The organism is Alkalihalobacillus trypoxylicola (assembly GCF_001590785.1).
Taxonomy (GTDB): Bacteria; Bacillota; Bacilli; order Bacillales; family Bacillaceae_D; genus Alkalihalobacillus; species Alkalihalobacillus trypoxylicola.
Window position 1 is genome coordinate 43,843 of the sequence record NZ_LTAO01000038.1, and the last position, 18,310, is coordinate 62,152.

14 protein-coding genes are annotated in these 18,310 nt (G+C 35.7%); 12 read left to right on the forward strand and 2 right to left on the reverse strand.

The features are described from left to right. Nucleotides 1-18: 18 nt before the first annotated feature. Complete coding sequence (locus tag AZF04_RS18580) at nt 19-1,635, forward strand: response regulator transcription factor (protein ID WP_061950061.1); 1,617 nt, start codon at nt 19-21, stop codon at nt 1,633-1,635. Nucleotides 1,636-1,980: 345 nt separating this feature from the next. Here the strand turns inward: AZF04_RS18580 and AZF04_RS18585 are convergent, their stop codons facing one another. Next, entirely contained in the window at nt 1,981-3,636 is a 1,656-nt protein-coding gene (locus tag AZF04_RS18585; protein ID WP_061950062.1) for a PucR family transcriptional regulator, read from the reverse strand. A gap of 301 nt (nt 3,637-3,937) precedes the next feature. Between AZF04_RS18585 and uraD the strand changes: the two genes are divergently transcribed. From uraD to AZF04_RS18625, 8 genes are all read left to right on the forward strand, one after another. Next, entirely contained in the window at nt 3,938-4,438 is a 501-nt protein-coding gene (uraD, locus tag AZF04_RS18590) for a 2-oxo-4-hydroxy-4-carboxy-5-ureidoimidazoline decarboxylase (protein WP_061950063.1), read from the forward strand. A 14-nt stretch (nt 4,439-4,452) separates the two neighbouring features. Continuing rightward, complete coding sequence (gene uraH / locus AZF04_RS18595; protein WP_061950064.1) at nt 4,453-4,785, forward strand: hydroxyisourate hydrolase; 333 nt, start codon at nt 4,453-4,455, stop codon at nt 4,783-4,785. 284 nt (nt 4,786-5,069) lie between these two features. Further along, the gene (locus tag AZF04_RS18600) at nt 5,070-6,101 is read left to right on the forward strand and encodes an ABC transporter substrate-binding protein (RefSeq protein ID WP_061950065.1); all 1,032 of its coding nucleotides are present in this window, start codon (nt 5,070-5,072) and stop codon (nt 6,099-6,101) included. Between the two features lie 484 nt (nt 6,102-6,585). Beyond that, entirely contained in the window at nt 6,586-7,827 is a 1,242-nt protein-coding gene (locus tag AZF04_RS18605; protein WP_061950066.1) for a Zn-dependent hydrolase, read from the forward strand. Nucleotides 7,828-7,847: 20 nt separating this feature from the next. Next, nucleotides 7,848-9,107 carry a pyridoxal-phosphate-dependent aminotransferase family protein gene (locus AZF04_RS18610; RefSeq protein WP_061950067.1) on the forward strand — a complete coding sequence of 420 codons (1,260 nt, stop codon included), beginning with the start codon at nt 7,848-7,850 and terminating at the stop codon, nt 9,105-9,107. 146 nt (nt 9,108-9,253) lie between these two features. Further along, nucleotides 9,254-10,072, forward strand: coding sequence for a tubby C-terminal domain-like protein (locus AZF04_RS18615; protein WP_061950068.1), 819 nt, complete (start codon nt 9,254-9,256; stop codon nt 10,070-10,072). 78 nt (nt 10,073-10,150) lie between these two features. Next, a complete protein-coding gene (locus AZF04_RS18620; RefSeq protein ID WP_061950069.1) occupies nt 10,151-10,924 on the forward strand; it encodes an ABC transporter ATP-binding protein in 774 nt (257 codons plus the stop codon). Beyond that, a complete protein-coding gene (locus AZF04_RS18625; protein ID WP_061950070.1) occupies nt 10,921-12,615 on the forward strand; it encodes a putative ABC transporter permease subunit in 1,695 nt (564 codons plus the stop codon). Before AZF04_RS18620 ends, AZF04_RS18625 begins: the two co-directional genes overlap by 4 nt. 69 nt (nt 12,616-12,684) lie before the next feature. Here AZF04_RS18625 and AZF04_RS18630 read toward each other — a convergent pair whose 3' ends face one another. Continuing rightward, entirely contained in the window at nt 12,685-13,290 is a 606-nt protein-coding gene (locus AZF04_RS18630; protein WP_061950071.1) for a hypothetical protein, read from the reverse strand. 659 nt (nt 13,291-13,949) lie between these two features. Here AZF04_RS18630 and allB point away from each other — a divergent pair. From allB to AZF04_RS18645, 3 genes are all read left to right on the forward strand, one after another. Further along, nucleotides 13,950-15,260 carry an allantoinase AllB gene (gene allB, locus AZF04_RS18635; protein ID WP_082795409.1) on the forward strand — a complete coding sequence of 437 codons (1,311 nt, stop codon included), beginning with the start codon at nt 13,950-13,952 and terminating at the stop codon, nt 15,258-15,260. Nucleotides 15,261-15,406: 146 nt separating this feature from the next. Further along, a complete protein-coding gene (locus AZF04_RS18640; protein ID WP_045480858.1) occupies nt 15,407-16,087 on the forward strand; it encodes a GntR family transcriptional regulator in 681 nt (226 codons plus the stop codon). 94 nt (nt 16,088-16,181) lie between these two features. Continuing rightward, nucleotides 16,182-18,275, forward strand: a complete 2,094-nt coding sequence (locus tag AZF04_RS18645; RefSeq protein WP_061950072.1) for an alpha-glucuronidase family glycosyl hydrolase — start codon at nt 16,182-16,184, stop codon at nt 18,273-18,275. Nucleotides 18,276-18,310: the final 35 nt, after the last annotated feature.

An 18,310-nucleotide genomic window follows, 5' to 3' on the forward strand; every position in this document is an offset into this window, starting at 1 on the left:
TGTTAGGAGTGATTCACCATGTGGAAAGTCGTCATAGTTGATGATGATGAGAAGGTTTTAAGAGGCATGAAAAAAATCATTCCTTGGCAAGAGTTGGATTGTGAATGGATTGGTGAAGCGAGGGATGGCGAAGAGGGCTTTGCTTTAATTAAGCAGTTAAATCCTGATATTGTCATTTCAGATATTTATATGCCTGTTAAAAATGGAATCGAAATGATTAAGCAATTAAGAGAAAATCATTATGATGGGAAAATCGTTATTCTAAGTGGCTATAGTGAATTTGAACATGCTAGGCAAGCTGTTAGGTTAAGGATTGATGATTACTTAACAAAACCAGCATCTATAGATACGATTCGTTCTGTATTCTCTGCAATAGTTGAACAATTAGAAGAGGACCAGATGAATTCTGTGCAAGTCGCAGAATTAAGAGAAAAAGTAAAGCTTTATGAACCTTTAATTGAAAAAGAATGGCTAAAATCATTAATTACTGGAACGGTTGATCATAATCATATTCCACCTGCAGTAAAAAGTATGATATCAAAATGGGACGATCAGGACCATGTCATCTTAACGATTGTTTATGATCAGCAACTAGAGCAATCAAAATTATATCAATCCGATTGGTATCTGTTTCGCTTTGCTGCTGGTAACATCATTCGTGAAACAACCGAGAGGTATGAGGAGAGTTATCAATATGTAGAGCTTCACTCTCATCAAGCGGTCATTTGTCTTCATTTTGATAAAGATAAACAAGAGGAAATAAAAAATAAACTGTATCAATTAGCAGGAGCGTTAGAGGCAAGTTTAAAAATTTACTTAAGTGTCGATGTCACGGTAAATGTTGGTGGGATAAAGAGCGATTGGTTCGAAATTGCTCAATCATTACGTGAGGCGTCTAGCAAAAATAACCATCATTCATTAGGTGATAGTGATGAATTATTGCTCCAAACAACAGAAGGAAAACGCACGATATGGTCAGAATCGATGGAGGCTAACCAAAAACTATCCGAAGCGATTCGTTATGCAGATGAAACCAGCGCTAGACAAATTATTGATGAGTATTTTTCAAAGGTAGACCAGCAATCCTACCAATCAGCTTTAGCGATGCAGATTGGTATCGAACTGTGGACGATTATGACCTACTCTTTGTATGATATTGGCATAAGGATTGATGATATGTTTGATGAATCCTTAGATATTTATCAAGAGATAAATACCATTCAATCGTGGGATGCCCTCTCTAATCTAATAAAAGAAAAAATCGTCACGATTTGTCATCATCAGCAGTGGGATGAGAATTTGAAGCATCGACAACTTGTAGAGCAAATGATCGATTTTGTCCAAAATCGTTTAAATGAGAATATTACACTTCAAGACTTGGCAGATGAACTATATATCTCTCGAAATTATTTAGGACAAATTTTCAAAAAAATTGTCGGAGAATCCTTTAAAAATTATTTAACAAGAATTCGAATGGAAAAAGCAAAAAAAATGATTCAAGAAGGCAATTACTTAATTTACGAAGTCTCAGAAAAGGTAGGGTATGTGAATCCAGCCTACTTTACAACAACCTTTAAAAAATACACTGGATATACGCCTACTGAGCTTATCCATCGCAAGCTAACGAACACCTAATAGCTAGAGATTGTCCCTAAAAAAGCATGACAGATGCTGCCAGAGGACAGTCTCTTTTTTTCCTCCTGCTAAAAACGGCCACTCCTATGTTAAAGAGCGCCAATGTCTCCCAGAAAAGCATCCGAATACCGCCTCTTTAAGTGTGAAAATATCTATAGTTCAGATGAGGTCAGCTTTCATGGAAAGAACTTCAAATAGAGCATGAAAGGCGTCAAATGGAGAACACCTATCCGAATGGGACAACGATAAAAGCAGCACCGCAACCTTTTTCATTAAAAAGAACAAAATCGAGAAGCTTTAGTTTCTCTATTTTTTTATATGGTATGCGATGATGATTATCATTTATCATATATAACGTTCAAGCAGTGGTTTTACAAAAAGGGCTAATCTGAGTTTTAATGTTTCATCGGGGTTTTTCAAGTTTGTACCGAGTAATTCTTCGCATTTTTTGATCCGATAGATAACCGTGTTTCGATGGACAAACATACTCTTTGCTGTATCTGAAATTTGACAATGGTTACTTAAAAAGGTCATTAACGTTAAAACTAAGTCTTCCTTCTCCTTATCATCAGGATTAGCTAATTCCTTCAAAGCTGTTACATAATAATCTTTTAGTTTTTTTAGTGGAATGGTTTTCAAAATCTCCGTTAGTTCCTTCGTTCGATACATCTTAACAAAAGAGGTTTGATTTTCGCGAAAGCCTGACCTTAATGCCTCTAAGGCTTCTTGAAAGGTTGCCGGAATCTCTAGTAAATTTTCATTATGATTACTTATTCCAAATGATAGTGTGACATCGAGCATTTGCTGCAAATCAGATTGAATATGCTGCAATGTTTGAACTAAGTCGGTTTCAATACTCTCACTATAAAAGTCAAATCCGATTATAAGGGTGTAAAGGTCGCCTTTTGTGAAAAGCACCTTTTGATTATAATGATTGTTTAATAAGGTTTCTAATAACTCATAAGCTCTTTTCTTTTTAAATCTAAGCTTTTTTTCCTCTTTTAAAGGATGCTCTGTTGAATGTAAATTAGAATCCGAATCCATTTTACACGTAATACAAACATACTGCTGAAATTGGTCAAGTCCGTACGTTTTTCCTCTATTTAGAAGCTCTTCTTTCGTAACGATTGCTCCATCAACTAAATCGGTAAAATATTCATGCTTTACTCTTCTTTCTTGTTGTTCAATCGCATAAAGCTTCATAAATTCAAATGAAATAACATTAGCTGATTGTTCAATTGCTAGTATGGAAGGATAAGGATAAGTCGAAACTTTTCCCAAGATGACAAGATATCCTTTTTGTTGATTGGTGGCTAAAATGGGGTAGAGAATAAATTGTTCATACTTATGTTCATCTTGCTCATGAGAAAGCGTAAGGTGCTGATGAGTTAGGAAGTCATGCTCATGGATAAGCTCGTGAACAAACCAATACACATCAAAAAAAGAATCTTTGTCTGCATTAGAGGAAGCAGTCATAATATCTAAGCGATCATTCAAAAGGACAACAGGAACCTTAATAATTTCGGAAAGTCTATCGATGATGCGTTTGAAACCCCCACCAGATAAGATAATATCGGTAAACTCCCTGTGTATGGTTAATGCATATTGTAGCTCAGATGTCTGTTCTTTTAAAATATACCCTAAGGCTTCATTCAGCATTTCACCAAGAGGATAATCTAGGGAGAGCTCAATTATAGGGAAAGCGTAGGAATCAGCAAGTTCAATAATGTCTGCTGGAATTTCTTCAAGATACCTCTTCGTTTTAATACCTAAGCCAGCACAGCCTTTTTTAGCCATTTGTTCTACGAGATTATAAAGGTCTTTATGATTCTGAATAGAATAAGCAGTTGTAAGTAAGAGTTGATTTTGATTTAAATAGTGAATAATATCTGGCGCATCCATAAGGTTTACAGATTGAACGTGATGGGAAACACCATCTTTTCCAGCTACTATTTTAGATTTTTTAAAGGTTGAAAGCTCTAAAAGGTCAATCAACTTCAAGGGAACTCACCTCATCATTAGTATCTATCTATGGAATCTAATTTACAGAAAATAAAGCGTTATAGGTATAGATTTGATATAAAACCTTACAGAAAAAATGAGAATTTGTGTAGGTTAAACAATTGGACATTATTACTTCTAGATGAACAAAGGAAAACAAACTCATCTGAATTCCTTTGACATACATTAGCTTAATTGCACAACTTCTAATACGTATTTTAGCGTAGCTGACTAATGACAATCATACATTCGTACCTTATGATAATTTAATAGGGTTTTTCATTAATAAGGAGCTGGGGATATGTTTTCAATAGAGAAGGTTAATGAAATGTCAAAGCCACAATTTGTTAAAGAGATAGGTCATGTCTATGAAAATTCTCCTTGGGTAGCAGAAGCGGCCTGGATTTTTACTGGCTTTAAAGATATTCAGCACTTAAAAGATGCGATGAAAAATAAAGTGATAACCACAAATCACCAAAAACAAATACAGCTATTATGCGCTCATCCTGATTTAGGAGCTAGGCTAGAAATGACAGACGCGTCAAAAAAGGAACAAACACAGGCAGGGCTAAATGAATTAACAGAGAAAGAATACGAAACGTTTCTTAGGCTAAATACAAGCTATGTTAACAAGTTCGGCTTTCCTTTTATTGTAGCGGTAAAAGAGCATAACAAGGAGAGTGTTCAGAAACAAATGGAATTAAGACTGGAAAATAATCAGGAGCAAGAATTAAAAAAGGCATTAAATGAAGTGTGCAAAATTGCAGGATATCGTTTAGATGAAATAATCAAATCAACCTAAATGGAGGAAATCATATGGGAGCAATGACAACACATGTGTTAGATACGAGTATCGGAAAACCGGCAGTAGGCTTAACCGTTGAACTCTATAAGGAGAAAGATGGAGAAAAGATTTTATTAGAAACCTTTGTAACGAATTCGAATGGTCGTGTAGCTCAACCGTTACTAGAAGGCGATGATATGCAGGCAGGAATATATGAACTAGTTTTTGATGTGGGCTCTTATTATAAAGAGATCATATTTCTAGAAAAGGTTCCAGTAAGATTTACCATTCAACAAACGTCCGAGCATTATCATATTCCTCTTCTTATATCTCCTGGTGGATATAGTACATATAGAGGAAGCTAAATAGCAAGTTCCAAAAAAGGCTACCTGAACTCTTTTCTAGAGGTTCAGATAGCTTTTTTTAGTGGATTAATGGGGTTCTATCTCTCTTTACGATTGATTTTTAAAGATGGAAGGAATCAAATAGATGTTTCGCTTCAGAGGAGGGCATCATTTTTTTTATTAGTTATCATCAACAGTACAAAGTATGAATTTTAGTCAGGATGAACAATGCAAGTCGCTGCAATAATCCCTATAATCACTTTTATCAAGAACTGAGAAAGTAAATGAAAAAGGGAGGAAAAGAAATGAAGCGATGGAACAGACGATTTTCTTTACTATTAATAGGTCTATTGTTCTTTATTCTAGCTGCATGTGGAAATAACTCATCAAACGATGCATCTCAAACGGGAGGAACAGAAACAGACAATCCTTCGGCAGTAAGTGATGATTTACAAGAAATTAAACTAGTCTTGAATTGGTTTCCAAAAAGCCAGCACGGTGGAGCCTATGCAGCTGTCGAACAAGGATTCTTCGAAGAGGTAGGACTTGATGTCACCTTAGAGCCAGGTGGACCACAAGTATCAGGTATTCAAATTGTTGCAGCAGGAAATGCTGAATTTGGATTAGCTCACGGAGATCAGATTTTGTTAGCCAGAAATGAGGGAGTAGAAGTAGTATCAATAGCCGGTATCATGCAAACGAGTCCGCAAGGTTTAATGTTTCATGAAGAAGAAGGAATAAACGATTTTGAAGATTTAAACGGACGTGCTACTTTTGTTCAGCCTGGTATAGCCTATTGGGAATTTCTAAAGAGTAAATATGACCTTTCGGGGGTCAATGAATTGGCTTATACAGGTCAGCATGTCAATTTCTTAGATGATTTAGAATCAGTCACTCAAAATTTTGTCACTTCTGAGCCCTATATGCTTGAAAAAGAAGGAGTTGCTACGGAAACACTGCTTATTTCGGAGTCAGGCTATGATCCATATCAAGTCGTTTTATTTTCAACAAATGAATATTTAGAGGACAATGAGCAATTGAGCAAAGATTTTGTAGCAGCCTTTTTAAAAGGTTGGGAATATTATAAAGACCACTCCGATGAAATCAATGAAATCATTCATGAGGATAATCCAGAAATTGCGTTAGATGAACTAGCAGATGAAGCTGAAAAGCAAAAAGATTTTATATTTGGCCATGATGCAAGTGAGCATGGAGTGGGTTATATGTCTGAGGAAAGATGGGCTTTATTAATAGAGCAGTTATATGAATTAGATTTATTAAGTGAGAATGTAGATGCTAGTGAAATTTATCATTCAAATTACCTACCAGACCATTAATGAAGAATAATGGGATGGACCAAAATCAGTTATAGCTCCTCATATACAGCAAAATTTGAAATGTTTAGGTGCATACACTGACAACCAAAAGGCCCTTCCTTCTTTTAATAAGAATGGGGCCTTTTTGAATGGGAAGAACCTATATGTAATGACGTAACTTAGCGGATATAAGACAGGACACCCCAATGGAGTGAGCGACGATGACGATGATGATGCCAATTTTAAAAGTTAGTTTGGCAGCCCACCACTGGAAGTGGAGGTCTTGGGGAAGCGACCAACCGGGAGGTTAACATCTGTGAAGCTCTTCAGTCATACGTGTCAATCTCAGCCTATGCTTGATTGGATGGAGAGACTATGAGGTCATGATTAGTTACTTTAACTAATCCATTCTAAACCTTTTATTCACTATGCATAATGACGGGGCTTAATAAAGTTCATAGAATATGATAGACAGAATAGCAATTGAGAAAGGAGTGCACTGGTGATGATTGCTTTGAAAATAAATGCCAATAGACTATGGGAATCTTTAGATAAAATCAATCAGTTTGGGCGAAACCCCCGATACCCTGAAAAGGGAAATACGAGGTTATCTTTAACGATTGAGGATTTAAAGGCGAGACAATATTTGATCAATCTCATGAAAGAATCTGGACTAAAGGTTAAGGTCGATCCTGTTGGGAATATTTGTGGTAGACTAGAAGGATTAAATAGTCAAGCACCTGTTATTATGACAGGCTCTCATATTGATACAGTAGTCCAAGGAGGAAGGTTCGATGGTACATTAGGTGTGCTAGGAGCCATTGAAGCGGTTCGGACTATCCATGAATTAGGAATCACACCATTGCATCCTATTGAGGTCGTTTCATTTACAGATGAAGAAGGTACTAGGTTTGGCACTGGTTATATAGGAAGCCGTGCTATTTCAGGTCAATTAGATGATTCTGTATTAAAACTGAAAGATGATCAAGGTATTAGCTTGTACGAAGCGTTGAAATTGGCTGGCTATCAACCAGATCTATATAAAGATTGTATGAGAAAGAAAAGTGAAATTAAATCATTTGTAGAATTGCATATAGAGCAAGGAAAAGTATTAGAAGAGAATGACTTGTCGGTAGGAATTGTCACTCATATACAAGGGCCAGTCTGGTTACAGGTATCCCTGACAGGAAGTGCTGATCATGCAGGAGCAACTCCGATGTATATGAGAAAAGATGCATCTCTAGCAATGGCAGAAATGATGCTTGCAGTGGAGAAGGCAGCGATAGAACATAGTGGAGTAGCCACAGTAGGTAAATTAGAAGTTCTACCAGGTGGTGTTAATATTATACCAGGTCATGCTCAATTTTCTGTCGACCTTAGACATATAGATAAACAAAAAAGAACGGAAATGCTAAAGTCATTTAAGAAAGACATGGAGACCATTTCGAGAGAGCGAAATGTTGATGCTTTATTAGAAATAAAAAAAGAAGTGGATCCAGCAGAATGCTCAACGACATTAATTGAGATTATTTCTAATGTATGTAAGCAATCACAAATCTCTACAATGACTCTTCAGTGTGGAGCAGGGCATGATTCTTTAATGATGAATGATAGGACAGAGACGGCGATGATATTTGTGCGCTCACAAAAAGGAATTAGTCATAATCCTCTTGAATATTCTTCTTTAGAGGACTGTGCGAAAGGAACAGAAGTTTTAATGAACACACTTTTGAAGCTTGCCCAATAACTAAGTAAGGGGGAAAAATTTTGAGTATATCGATTCCATTACATATACCTGCTAGAACGATTATGACGCCAGGTCCAGTCGAAGTGGATCCGAGGGTTCGTCATGCTATGTCTCATACTATTTTAGGACAATTTGACCCAGCCTTTACAGATTTGATGAATCAAACGATGGGTTTACTTAGAGAAGTGCTACAAACCAAAAATCATTGGGCTTTTCCTGTTGACGGAACATCGAGAGCGGGGATTGAAGCGATGCTTTGTAGTTTGATTGAAGAAGATGATAAGGTGCTTATTCCTTGTTTTGGACGCTTTGGCTATTTGTTAAAAGAAATTGCAGAACGTTGTGGAGCGGATGTTAGTACAATTGAATGTGAGTGGGGCAAGGTATTTGAACCTGATACCATCATGGATGAGCTAAAAAAGATAAAGCCTAAATTAATCGTTATGGTACATGGAGATACTTCAACAGGTCGTATGCAGCCATTAAAAGAAATTGGTCAATACTGTCGTCAAAATGACATTTTGTTGGTCGTTGATGCAGTGGCTACAGTGGGTGGTACGGATGTCAAAACAGACGATTGGTTTATTGACGGATTAATTACCGGTACTCAAAAATGCCTTTCTGTACCATCAGGAATGGCCCCGCTAACTTATAATAACCGAATTGAAAAAATCATTTTAGAGCGCAAATCTATAGAACAAGGACTAATTAGTGATCCTAGTCAAGTAAATAAAAAGAAAAGAATTAGAAGCAATTACTTTGATTTAAGCCAACTTCAAGATTATTGGAGTCCTGCACGGCTGAATCATCATACTGAAGCTACCTCTATGCTATATGGACTTTATGAAGGTTTACGATTAATTGTGGAGGAAGGATTAGAAAATCGTTTTAAAAGACATCAGTTAAATGAAAAAGCTTTAGTTGCTGGTATCAAGGCGATGGGTCTATCTTTATTCGGCGACCCCCAATACAAATTACCGACCGTTACCTGTATAAATATTCCTGAGGAAGTAAATGGAGACCAAGTTCGTTCTCAGTTGTTAGAAGAATTTGGAATTGAAATTGCTAGTTCATTTGGGCCATTGAGTGGGAAAATATGGAGAATAGGAACGATGGGATATAGCTGTCAAAAAAGAAATATTTTATTTACATTAAGTGCTTTGGAGGCTATTTTAATTCAAGAGGGAGTACGTATTTATCGAGGTGAGGCCTTGCAAGCGGCTTTATCTGTCTATAAAAAAGACCAAGAAAGCGAGTCTCTTAAAAAAAATATTACATGATTAAAACGTCTTTGGAAATGACTTTTTCAAAGGCGTTTTTTGCTGCTTCTGATTAGAAAAACTTGTCAACTCATCATTTTTTACGTTTAATCATGTTTTAAAGAAGGGATAGGTGAATAGAGAAGTTTGGTAAAAGGAGTGAAAAAATGAGTAGAAGAATGGGTGCACTGTTACTTGCTAGTATTGTTTTTATGATAGCTGATCCGATAAGGGCTAATCTTCAAGGTGAACCAATTTCTGATATTTATTTAACGGTTGTTGGTATTCTGATGATGATACTCATTATCACGATTAGTACATTTTTTATCAAGTATCACCTCCGTAAAAAAGAATTGGAGCGGATTAAAAAAGATGATTCTCAAGAAGAATTAAACATAGAGTCACTAAATCAAGGTGAATATGTTTATCAAGAACCATATTGGATCATTCATCATTTTCCTGTACAAATTTTTAACGCAGAAAAGGAGGCAATTGCCAGCCTCCAGATTACATTTAAAAATAGCTATGAAAAGTGGGTTACTTTACTAGGAATTATGAATTACCGAAATATTGAAGTGAAGGACCTTAGAAATGGTGATATTATCTACTTCGAGCATCTACCCATTCGGCAATCATTTTGGCGTGACCGTTGGAAGGTGACCAAAAACGGAGAACGATATGCTGATTTTTCAGTAGCACCTGTATCCAAGAGGCAAGTGCAGAACCAAATATTATGTTTTTATCAATCAAATAATGGAAAGCAATATGAAATAGTAAATCCAAGGTTAAGTTTAGAAACGGAGATTAAACCCGAAAACGGAGAAATGATTTTCCAAGCTAAGCGTTCTTTTTTAGATATCAAGACAAAAGGGAAACAAGGCAACCGCGGTCGCAAGCACCGAATAGATGTAAGCGAGGATTCACCACTATCATTAATCGAACAAATAGGGATGTATCAACAATCTATCGTAAAAGTGAATCAATAGGTTATTAAATAAAATAATTCCTTTTTATAGTAAATATGTTACAGTGAAAAGGAAAAGTTTTCTAAAAAGAGGTGTAACATGAGTGCCATTATTTTAAACGATTTATCAAAAAGTTTTAATCAAAAATATGCCGTAAAAAATGTAAATTTAACCGTAGAGAAAGGGGAGCTTTTTTGCTTCTTAGGACCTAACGGTTCTGGAAAGACAACGACCATTAAAATGATGACTGGATTATTAAAACCAAGCGAGGGTACGGTTAAAATAGCCAATATTAATATAGAAGAGCAGCCTATAGAAGCGAAAAAAAGAATCGCTTATGTCCCAGATCAACCTCTATTATATCCAAAGTTAAAAGGGCGAGAGTATTTAGAATTTATAGCAAGTGTGTTCGAAGTCAATCCAACAGATTATGAGCAAAGAATGCAAAAATATACCACTCTATTTTCAATAAATGACCGCTTAGAGGAACTAACAGAGGGATATTCACATGGAATGAAACAAAAATTATCACTTTGTGCTGCACTTATCCATAATCCTGATATTTTGTTTCTAGATGAACCAACCGTTGGGTTAGATCCTAAAAGTGCGAGGGAAATGAAAAATTTACTAAGAGAGCTTTGTGACAATGGAATGACTGTTTTTATGTCCACACATATATTGGAAATTGCTGAACAAATGTGTGATCGAGTTGGTATTATCAAGCATGGTGAGCTTATTACCGTTGCAACAATGAACGAATTAAAAAAGGAACGAGGATCAGATTCTTCTTTAGAAGAGATATTTCTGGAATTAACAGCAGATGAAGAAGCACGCACATTTATATCTCATATGAAAGAGGAGGAAAGTGGATGAGGCTCCTCTTAAAAAACTATTTCAAAAATGATATGAGAGTTATAAGTTCGAAGCCTTCCGTCATATGGTCCTATATTATACTAGCCTTTTTTAGTGTTTTTCTTTTATTCTTTATAGGAAGTATGGTCGCTCTTTTTGCTCAGCAAATAACGGATGATACCCTTATATCCAGTCATGCTTATGGAATCTCTTTATTAATTTTTATGGTTAGTATCTTTACGATTCCACAAGTGTTTAATCGATTGTTTAGTAATCGAGATTTGGCGTTATTATATACATTACCTATACCGACTCAAAAAGTATACTGGTCTAAATTTATTTATAACTTTATAGGTGCACCCTTACTTTTTTTCCTTCTATCTACATTTATTTTAATCGTATTTGGGATTAGCTCGGGAGCACATTATTTGTATTATCCAATTGGTATTATAATGAACTTATTATTTGTTCTGTTTGGAATGTGTATAGCATACATATTAAATTTATTATTAGTTCAAATTATACCTACGAATAAAGCGAAAGAATTATTTACGGCGCTTACTGCTCTATCAGGGTTATTTGTTTATTTTTCCTTTCAGTTTTTGAATATTAATACATCAAGTGATGATTTAAATGCGATTGATTTCTCAGCTTTCCCAGCCATTCCTTCATGGTTACCTATGCAATGGGGAGGCCGTTTATTAGCGGATAGCTATCATAATCAATTTACTGGTATAACGATACTAAATGTAGCCTTAATCAGCGGTTTGACGATTATATTCATCTTACTTTCAAGCTTTTTAGTGAAAAAGGCGATGCTGAGAGGGTGGATTCAATTTAATGAAACAGCTAGTCGAAGAAGGAAGAAAAACAAAAAAATACATAAGCAGAAAGCAAAAATTAGTGGAAGGATTTATTGGATTGGAAAAAAGGAATGGTTGATGATATCAAGAGATTTACGAGAATGGATGAGTCTTCTACCTGCCCTTTTTCTTATCTTTCCTTTCGTTGCTTTAAATGGATTCGGTAGTTGGTCTGACCTGCAATCGAGCCCACATTTATCTTGGCCAACACTACAATTCTGTTTAGTTTTTGTTTTCACGATAATGACTGGGATGTTTGCAGCTACCTCTATTGCTAGAGAAGCTCATGCGATTCATTTGTTAAAGGTATTGCCTATTAAAAGCTCTGAGATTAGTTATGGGAAATATTGGATGCATATCTTCCTATTCTCTGCTTTGGTCATATTTATGCAAATAGTAGCGGCAATCATTTTTAATTGGTCTTTCATAAGTACCATTCTAGGTTTATTAGCGGTTATTTATTATTTAATAGGTTCGACAGCAATTGGTCTAATGTTTGGTAGTATAGGAGCAAAATATAATGCTGATAATCCACAAAATCGACTTTCAGGCGCTACTTCTTTTCTACTAATGATTACATTATTTTTCTACGGTGCCTTGAATTTGATTCCAACCTTTATCGTCTTCACCCCTAATGAGTTTATTACAATAATGGTTGAAGAATTTAGCGATTTAGGTTTCCCCTCTTTCCTCATTGGATTATTAGAATCTAGAGTTGAATTAGGCTGGCCCGTATATTTATTAGGCATCATCGTTGTTGGGGGGATGATGTATCTCTTTACATGGATATGCCTGAAAATATGCTCAAAAAATGTGGAAAAAGGTGATGTCATTACGTTTGATGACTGAAGTGAGTAAGTGCAAAAGAAACTAGAAAAAGTCATATACGGCTATCGAAGGCCGATATGACTTTTTGATTTAAAAAAAGTTGTTTTCTTCAATAGGTGATGTCTTGTTGGTAATCTTTTTATTCATCATCTGTTTTTCAAATAAATGTAGTTTCATTGCTTCGAGAATGGTGGTATTCATTAAAGTCATTTTGTTGGCAACGGCATATTTTTTAATCATCGGTGTAAAGCCTTGGATAGAGACTAAGAAGGAGCTATTTGAACGAAGCTGTGCCTTCAAATTTTTCAAGTGTTCTAAATGCTTCTTTTCTATATTAGATTGAAAAATCATAACGGCTACTCTTTTTTTACGCTTTTGGATGAGCAGATATTGTGATTCTTCTTTTTCTAAATATTCTTGCGCTATGATTTTATATCCCTGCTTTTTAAAAAGATAAAAGAGAAGTGTACCTATTTCTACTTTAGTTAAATCTTTAATAGGTTTTAATAATAAGCTATTTCGTTCCTTAAGCATGGCTTTATACTGCTTAAGGCTTTTAATCGTAAATGTGATTAGGACAGCAAATAATGCATATATGGAATAGGTTCTATTATAGTGATAAATTTGTACTAAAGAGAAACCGATTAGAAATAAAAGAACTGGCACAAGACGTTTCTTACGTTCTGATGAATCCATCTTGACATATTCCTCCTTGACGTTGTGTATATATATGACCAAAATTTCCCTCTATATTCTATTTTTTCTTACTCCTCGTTTTTTATACACGGTAAATAAACTTCCTATTAAAAATGAATCAATTTCATGCATATCTTATAATGAAAACGGAGCGGTTAGGTTTTTGATTTCCACTATAGGTAGAAGCTTTCCCAAGGGCTTGTCTTCAGCTAACTCTGACTACGCTGGGCTTCGTCAGAGTGGATCTTCAGACGGCGCTGACCCTTTGGGAGTCACTACCTACCGTTACAAAAAGTGAATTTGAAAATATTCAACTTATAATGAAAACGGAGCGGTAAGGTTTTTGATTTCCACTATAGGTAGAAGCTTTCCTAAGGGCTTGTCTTCAGCTAACTCTGACTACGCTGGGCTTCGTCAGAGTGGATCTTCAGACGGCGCTGACCCTTTGGGAGTCACTACCTACCGTTACAATCAACATTCAAGACATTTTTTAAAATGAATGGTCGGTTTCGTTTCATTTATAGAACAATGATGAAATTCACTCAAATACTAAAATTTTAAAAATTCGTTAAATAACCTGCCACAAGAACATGATTTTTTGGATCATTTAGCTATGATAAAAGAAACCAACAATAAGGAGGAATCAAGTGGTGAGTCAAATGGATACGATTATTCAAGAGGTAACGGTTGTTTCAGGGGATGGTGAATATAAGGCGGATATCGGAATAAAGGATGGAAAGATTAAACTAATTACGCTACCTGGTCAACTAGGTGCAGCATCAAAAAATGTGATAAAAGGAAAAGATTTATATGCATTACCAGGCCTAATTGATGTGCATGTACACTTTAATGAACCAGGTAGAACAGATTGGGAAGGATTTGAAACAGGAAGTAAAAGCTTGGCTGCAGGAGGGGTGACAACTTTCTTTGATATGCCCCTAAATAGTAATCCTCCTACTACGACAACAGAGAATTTCCAATTGAAAAATAGTAGAGCACGACATCGCTCACTTATTGACTATCGTTTGTGGGGTGGGTTAGTACCAGAAAACGGGCATCACTTAGATAGCTTAAAGAGTGCTGGAGTTATTGGATTTAAAGCGTTTATGTCAGAAAGTGGTATAGATGAATTTCAATCCTCAAATGATGAAATATTATTACAAGGAATGAAAAAAATTGCGCAATTATCTTCTATACTTGCTGTACATGCTGAATCGAATGCTATGATTCACTTTTTAGAAAAAGAAAAGAAAACGGAAAATAAATGTACGGTTCGCGATTATAGTGAATCTAGACCGATTGCTTCAGAGCTGTTAGCAGTAGAAAGAATTATCCAATATGCAGAGTTAACCAAGTGTCCTATTCATATATGTCACGTAAGTAGCCGAAAAGTCATTCAAAGAATTTTAGAAGCTAGATCAGCAGGAACGAATATTACCGCAGAGACGTGTCCACATTATTTATTCCTATCTCTAGATGAATTTGAAGATATCGGAAGTCTGGCGAAATGTGCACCTCCTTTGAGAGAGCGAGAAGAAGTAGAAGGGCTTTGGTTAGCTCTTAAAAATGGAGAAATAGATATCGTTAGTTCTGATCATTCGCCATCGCCTCCTGATTTGAAAGAAGGAGAAACGATTTTTGATGGATGGGGAGGGATTGCAGGCTGTCAAAGTACACTATCAGTATTATTGACAGAAGGATATCATAAGAGGGGATTTACGTTATCTGAAATTGTTACACTAGTTGCTGTCAATCCAGCTAAAAGATTTGATTTATATCCCCAAAAGGGAGTTATCCAGGTTGGAGCAGATGCTGATTTGACTTTAATAGATGCGCATGAAGAATTCACATTAAAAAAAGAAGATTTATATTATCGTCATAAAATAAGTCCTTATATAAATCAAACGTTCAAAGGAAAGGTAAAGTGGACGATTTCTAAAGGACGGGTAGTATTTAGTGATGATCTATAGGTAATAATTTTACTTCTAAGAGAACTTTCAAATAATCATATTATAGAAAATATTCTAATTAATTGTTGAAATATGGAGAAAGAGATCTTATACTAAAACTACCATACTAGTATAAGTAATGTGTAAGGGATGAAAGTGAGGTGAGAATGATTTCAACAGAAATTAAAAGAACCAATGGTTCAACTAGAGATTTTGTCTATCATACAATAAAAGCTCAAATTATTAATTGGGAATTAAAGCCAGGTACGAAAATTTCAGAAAAAGAAGTCGCAACTCAATTAAAAGTAAGTCGAACTCCAGTAAGAGAAGCGTTTTTGATGCTAGCTCATGAAGAGTTATTAGGAGTGTATCCACAAAGTGGAACCATTGTATCGCATATTGATTTGGCTTTAGTGGAAGAGGGGCGGTTTGTCAGGCAACAAATTGAACGTGCTATTGTTGAAGAGGTCTGTTTAACGTTTAATAGTGAACAACTTTTTAAGCTTGAGAGTAATTTAACGATGCAAGAGCTTTGCTTAGAAAAAGGCTCTCATCAGCGATTATTTGAATTAGATGAAGAATATCATCGAATTATGTTTGAAGGGTGTAACAAAGTAAGAACCTGGAACATGATTCGACAAATGAATAGTCACTTTGATCGGCTTAGAGTGTTAAGGCTTGTTGCTAATACTGACTGGGATGGATTAGTCTCACAGCATAAACGTATTTTTGAGTATATTTGTCAAAAAGATATCGAGTCTGCTGTGCATGAAATGAGCATTCATCTTGAAAGAATATTGTACGAAAAAGATGAATTAAAAAAGCTATACCCCGATTACTTTCTGTAACCCTAAGTGAATCATTATAAAGAGAGTTTCGCTTTATAAAGAAATTCACTCATTAAGAAATGTAAGCGTTTAATATTTTGAAGGAGTTGAAATCATGACTGTTACTAATGAATTGGTATCGACCTATTTCAAGCAAACACCTGCATACAAGTGCTGGCTAAATTATGATTTAATAGCTAAAAATGATCGTTTAGAAGAATATAAAGAAATTTGTGGGGACTTTAACGTTTTAGGTGACACGCTTATTTATAAAAGTATTAAAGAGGAACTGACGGTTGCACTCCATTCTATGTCTCATAAAGAAGAGGTAGCTGAATCCACTTTTGAAGATGCGACATTAATCATTAGTGATTCTGAGAGAGTGAATCTAGAGGACTATGGTGTCGAGCCTAGCTTATTTTCTTCTATAAATGAAGAAGGCTTTCTCATTAAATCTTTTCATAACGGTGAAAGAAATACGGTTCTTATTATCGGTAAGACTGACAAAGGAAGTCTGTACGGAACCTACCATTTTTTAAGACTTTTACAAGGAAACGAGAGCATTGAAGCCTTACATATTTTGAATTCTCCCAAGAATAGAGTAAGGATGATGAATCAGTGGGATAATGTCGATGGTAGCATTGAGCGAGGTTATTCGGGACAATCGATCTTTTTTGAAAACGACCAAATAACGTCTAATTTAGATCGCGTAAAAGATTATGCGAGACTACTAGCTTCTGTAGGAGTTAACGCTATTTCGATTAATAATGTAAATGTTTGGAAGGTAGAAACACACTTCATTACGAATCGGTTTATAAATGAGATTGCGGACATAGCCGGTATTTTCCGTGCATATGGTTTGAAACTGTTTTTAAGTATTAACTTTGCTAGTCCAATAGAATTAGGTGATCTGCAAACAGCTGATCCACTAGATAAAGAAGTAAAAAATTGGTGGAAGGAGAAAGCCGCAGAGATTTATAAAGTAATTCCTGATTTTGGCGGTTTTGTGGTGAAGGCGGATTCTGAGCATCGACCTGGACCATTTTCTTATGATAGAAACCATGCAGATGGTGCCAATTTACTAGCAGAGGCTTTAGAGTCATTTGGTGGAATAGTCGTTTGGCGTTGCTTTGTTTATAACTGTATGCAGGATTGGAGAGATCGTAAGACGGATCGAGCAAAAGCGGCTTATGAAAACTTTAAGCCTTTAGATGGTAAGTTTCATAGTAATGTTATTTTACAAGTGAAAAATGGTCCAATGGATTTTCAGGTAAGAGAGCCAGTATCACCACTTTTTGGAGCGTTGCAACAGACAAACCAAGTATTAGAATTTCAAATTGCTCAAGAATATTTGGGGCAACAAAAAGACTTATGCTTTCTTGTACCTATGTGGAAGGAAGTTCTAGATTTTGATACGTACGCAAAAGGAGAAGGTTCAACCGTTAAAAAAATTGTGGACGGTTCGCTATATGATTATCAGATTAGCGGGATTGCCGCTGTTTCGAATATAGGAAATGATGAGAACTGGACAGGTAATACACTAGCTCAAGCTAATTTATACGGCTATGGCCGACTCATTTGGGATCCAGATTTAACTGCAGATGAAATTGCGAAAGAATGGGTGAGCTTAACCTTTGGAAATGACGACAATGTTCAGGAGCAGGTACTGTCCATGCTTATGGATTCTTGGGGAATTTATGAAAATTATACAACACCTTTAGGAATCGGGTGGATGATTAATCCTCATCACCATTATGGACCTAATGTGGATGGATATGAATATTCTAGATGGGGAACGTATCATTTTGCCGACAGAGATGGACTGGGTGTAGACCGTACGATTGAAACGGGAACAGGCTATACGGCACAGTATTTTAAAGAGAATCAGGAAATCTACAATTCTTTAAGTGATTGTCCAGACGAATTTTTATTGTTCTTCCACCATGTTCCATATACGCACGTTTTAAAGTCAGGAGAAACGGTGATACAACATTATTATAATTCTCACTTTAAAGGTGTGGAGCAAGTGAAAAGCTTAATTGAAAAATGGACTTCTTTAGAAGGAAAGATGGAAAAGCAACAATTCGAAAATGTTCTTAATCGATTAGATATGCAATTAACCAATGCCAAGGAATGGCGCGACCAGGTGAATACGTATTTTTACCGTAAATCTGGTATAGAGGATGAAAAGGGTCGAAAGATTTATTAAGAAATTCTACAAATAAACATTATTTATTAGAACAT